At 35.0% G+C, this 4323-nt stretch carries 3 protein-coding genes and 1 pseudogene; 2 read left to right on the top strand and 2 right to left on the bottom strand.

The features are described from left to right. Positions 1-1640: pseudogene (locus QZZ23_RS13280) on the top strand (hypothetical protein); the annotation flags it as partial. 40 nt (positions 1641-1680) lie between these two features. Here QZZ23_RS13280 and QZZ23_RS13275 read toward each other — a convergent pair. Then, complete coding sequence (locus QZZ23_RS13275; RefSeq protein WP_292470994.1) at positions 1681-2268, bottom strand: hypothetical protein; 588 nt, start codon at positions 2266-2268, stop codon at positions 1681-1683. A 480-nt stretch (positions 2269-2748) separates the two neighbouring features. Here QZZ23_RS13275 and QZZ23_RS13270 point away from each other — a divergent pair, with 480 nt between their 5' ends. Beyond that, entirely contained in the window at positions 2749-3267 is a 519-nt protein-coding gene (locus tag QZZ23_RS13270) for a DUF4386 domain-containing protein (RefSeq protein WP_292470991.1), read from the top strand. A gap of 77 nt (positions 3268-3344) precedes the next feature. On the opposite strand, the gene QZZ23_RS13265 is transcribed toward QZZ23_RS13270, so the two are convergent. After that, positions 3345-4130: a winged helix-turn-helix domain-containing protein gene (locus tag QZZ23_RS13265; protein WP_292470988.1), complete on the bottom strand. Its 786-nt coding sequence runs from the start codon at positions 4128-4130 to the stop codon at positions 3345-3347. Between the last annotated feature and the right edge of the window lie 193 nt (positions 4131-4323).

The raw sequence follows: 4323 nt of genomic DNA, 5'->3' as shown, positions 1-4323 counted from the left end.
TCATTGAAACAGAGAATGTAACAGGGGAAATCAGAGAGTTACTAGAAATAATCAACCTTGAATATCTGCAAAATGAGGATAACTGGAAAGACCTTGTTGTAATGGTCAAGCTTCGTCCAGATGGGGATATATTGCCTGTAAGGATGGATTACAAAGGAGATAATGGATCATTCAACGTTGGAGTAAATTATCTATCCTCTGATCATGAATTATGGTATGCATTACCTGATGTCATAGCTTCCGTTCTTCTCACTGGCAAAGCTCCAGAGATTATTGAAGCTGTCAGATTTGTTCCAGTAGGCATTCAGGAAGGATTGAGAAAGTCTCAGATACTTGGAATTGATATTGATCCTGAAAAAGATAATCTTGTGCAGATGCTTGTTGAGGAAAGGCAGAAGATCAAGATTGAAATGAAAGGTATTGATCAAGAAAGCCAAGTGTACCAAAAGCTAGACAGTAGAGCACAAGCTATCAAAATTCTTGTTAATGCCATGAGCTATGGAATCTTCATTGAGCTTAATCCAGAAGACAGGAAAAGTGATATTGAAGTATATGGGCTTGATTCATTCAGCACTTCACAGAACAGATATGAAAAGCCAGGTAATTTTTATCATCCTCTATTGGCTGTAATGATTACTTCTGGATCAAAGCTGTTCTTAGCTATGGCAGAAGCAAAGGTAGAGGAATTAGGAGCTACACACGCCTATATGGATACTGATTCTATCTTTGTACCTCCAGAATACGCAGAGGAAATTACAGAGTATTTCCAACCTCTAAACCCATATAACCTTGATATTCCATTGCTTAAACCTGAAAAGGTGGATTATTGGTTCTATGGTATCTCTTCCAAACGCTATCCATTGTACAGATTCAGGAAGAACAAGATCGTATTCAAGGATTTCAAACTTCATGGATTGGGTCATTTAACAAATCCATTCTCAAAGGACGGAGGAGGAGATTGGCATGAGGAAATATGGGATGATTTACTGCAATTGCATTATGATATGATCAGTTCCAGAGATATTGAAGAAAAATATGCAAACATGTATGCTATTTCAAAGCTTGATGTTAGCACTCCTAATGTATGGAACAGGTTCAAGAAGCTCAATAATGGCAAACCTTGGAAAGAACAAATCAAGCCTTTCAATTTCTGTCTGGTTGGATTTCAGGCGGTAGAGGAGAATGGTAGAGCTGTAAAACCTCTAGCTCCTTATTGTGACAATCCTCAAACAATAGTTCATGAACCATTCATTGATTATGAAACAGGAGAAATCATGCAAGGAACACACTATTTCAAGTCACTGAGTAAAACCATATTACAGTATGCAGAACACCCTGAACATAAGTTTGAGGGCGATACTGGGACTCTGGAAAGGAAACACGTTCATGCAGATGGCATCCTTTACATTGGTAAGGAAGCCAACAATATTGATGAAGAGGAATTAGAGCTTCAGAGAGCACAGACTTTTATTGATGAGGAATCCATCAAGCAAAAGATACTGGTTATGACTCCAAAGGAAGCAAGGGAATATGGAATAATGCAGAGGAGCACACTCAAAAGGATGAAGGACAGGATTTCTAGTGGTGAGAAATTCAATTTCTGGACAAAGGAGGTGAGGAAATTGGTAAGTGCATTTTGACACCTACCATTCTTTTTACAAACGATATGCAAAGGACCCTCTACAACCATTCTTCAAATTTCTCCCACTTTAATTCATCTGGCTCTAGTAAATTTTCATATTTTCTCACTTCTTTTAAAGCATCTTCGATAATTGTGCTATTATCATACCAAATGTCATCTTGGGGGTCATAACAAACGCCATTTGTGAGCACTGCCAATGTTGCAGATGATAACAAAGCCATTCTCAATTCAAATATATCATATGATGAACCCCATCTGAAATACAGTATCTTGCTACATTTTTTAAGTTTTTCATCAATTTCAGAATTCACATAGTAAACTGGAGATGATTTTCTACTCAAAATTTTATTAACCAAATTTTGTTTAGGTTTACTATCTTGTATTTCATCTTCTAGATTAAAATCATCAATATCAAGTTCAAACCCTGATGTGAACTCATTATTTAGAAGTTCCTTTCGCTTAGAATCACGAAGTTCAATTTTAAATGGTAAATATCCAGAAGCAGTAGCAAATGAGAATTCGGGATGAATTTCACATTTCATGTCACGTTGGTTGAGTTTCTCAACCCAAAGCGGTATAAGAGAATCATCAATATTTTCAACATATACGTAGATGTCTAAACTCATAATTATCCCTACTTCTTATATTATATGTAAATCTTTTGATTTCATAAAAAAAATGATTTCTCTTTTCAACTAAATATATCTCATGTAAATTAATAGGAAAATTGGACAGCTTCTATAATTTTAGACTTAAACATTCTAAAACAAACAAAATAATTCTTAATATATGGGATTTTTATTGCCGTTGCGTTTTTCAGCTATTACTATTACCCCTCACTATAGTCTAGGGATATATACAACGTGAAAAAAGTGTACGGTATTTTGCACATAATCCACACAACCTATTTTAAAAATCCAAGAAAAAGTGTACGCTTTTGCACATGACAATCACAATTGTCCATTCGACTTAGAATTAAAAATTAGCATGTAGATATATTTATGAGATAACATAATAATATATATCCTAAAGTAATATTGCATCTTTATAATACTGAACTTTTTAAAAACCCTAAATACATATATTCAACCTACATAAATCTTGTTATGAAAACCATAACAAAGCTCAGGCTTCTTTATCCGATATGGACTGTTATAAGCATATTTTCATTGTTATACGCACCTACACTCTCTAGTGAATCTACACTTTTCAAACTTGGTCAGTTAGGCCAGATTATTGTACAAGTGTTCCAGATAGTGGTTGCGTTATTGCTTTATAAATTATTCATGGAGACTGATAAGGAACAAGCATCACTAATAGTCATATTCGGTCTCTTAGGAGTACCTTTCTCATTGATGGCAATACTCATTCCAGAAGCAACACACTTAGCAGAAGTGTTTTGGGGACTGTGGCTCATACCCATTGGTACACTGGTCATCAAATCAGGAATGTTCCCAAACTGGATTGGATATTTCTTATATCAGGGGTCACTAGGATACTTAGGTGCAACGATTTCATATTTCCTTATAGGAGTTGTGCCGTCCTACGTTGATGCTTTCACAATAGGTGAGCTTATATGGGTGCTATGGATAACCTTCATAGGTGCTAAAGAACTTCAGAACTGATTGTAAATAGAGCTTGGAAATATCTGAAAAGTACACGCTGATAATTATAATTTAATAGCAAATAAAAATATTAAGTACTAAATTACGGTTATTGGCGTGGAGTCTTTCAGGTAACAGTCGAATAATTCATGTCCCCACTGAATTGCAGAAGGTTTGCAAGTCATTATGTATTTCATATCGTAATCTCCTTTTTTGGTTAATGCCCTCATCATAAAGCAAAAATCGTTAGTTCCAAAAGACATGAAATTCATTTCTTTGGAGTACAGGAATACTTCGTGGTCACCACTATTTAAAAGGGATCTTATCTCCTCCATCTCATTTCTTATTTTGGAAAGGAGTTCTTGGGTAACTATCAAACGCATCTTAACTCCACTTTCAGTGAAGTCCTTAAGTATCGATGCAAAGTTTGGAAAAATAAATGTGGTTACAGATGTCTGAACTTTAGAAAACTTTGCTTTTTCGAGAACATTCTCACTTGGTTCATATATCTGCGTAAGGGGTATGTTTGAGATTACCTTACATGAAGAAAGCTCATGAATTCTCTTTAAAAGGTATGGGGGAATGAAACCCAGGTCATGGGTTCCCCAGTATTCAACGTTAGTATCGAAGACATTTATTGTGTCCAATAAAGGCTTCACTTCATCAACAATTAGTTTACCAATTGTTGTTAACCCATAAACATCATCAGATTTGGTAACAAGATAATGATTTTCCAAAATCTTAACTTGTGGTAGTAAAGCCTGTCTGTTTGTATCCAGTGACTTAAGAAGATAATCCATTTCCAGAGGGGCTTCTTGCAGCAGTATAAGTATATCTCTTCTTTTTCTAGAACAAAATATAACATCCTGCAATGGTTTCTTCATTCACTTCACGTCCTATCCAAGCCACTAATATTACATACATCATATTAAATCAATTAATAATTTATGTTATTCATATTTAGCAATATCTCTTTTTTGGAAAGTTGAAGATCCTGAATATGAGGAAATGTCATAACGACATTTCTCTAATATTTTCCTCATCTCCTTCGTATTCAAATTAAAATCTCCTTCACGC

The sequence above is a fragment of the Methanolobus sp. genome (assembly GCF_016278385.1).
GTDB lineage: Archaea > Halobacteriota > Methanosarcinia > Methanosarcinales > Methanosarcinaceae > Methanolobus.
Note: the sequence above shows the minus strand (reverse complement) of the source record. Positions and strands in the feature narration are given on the sequence as shown.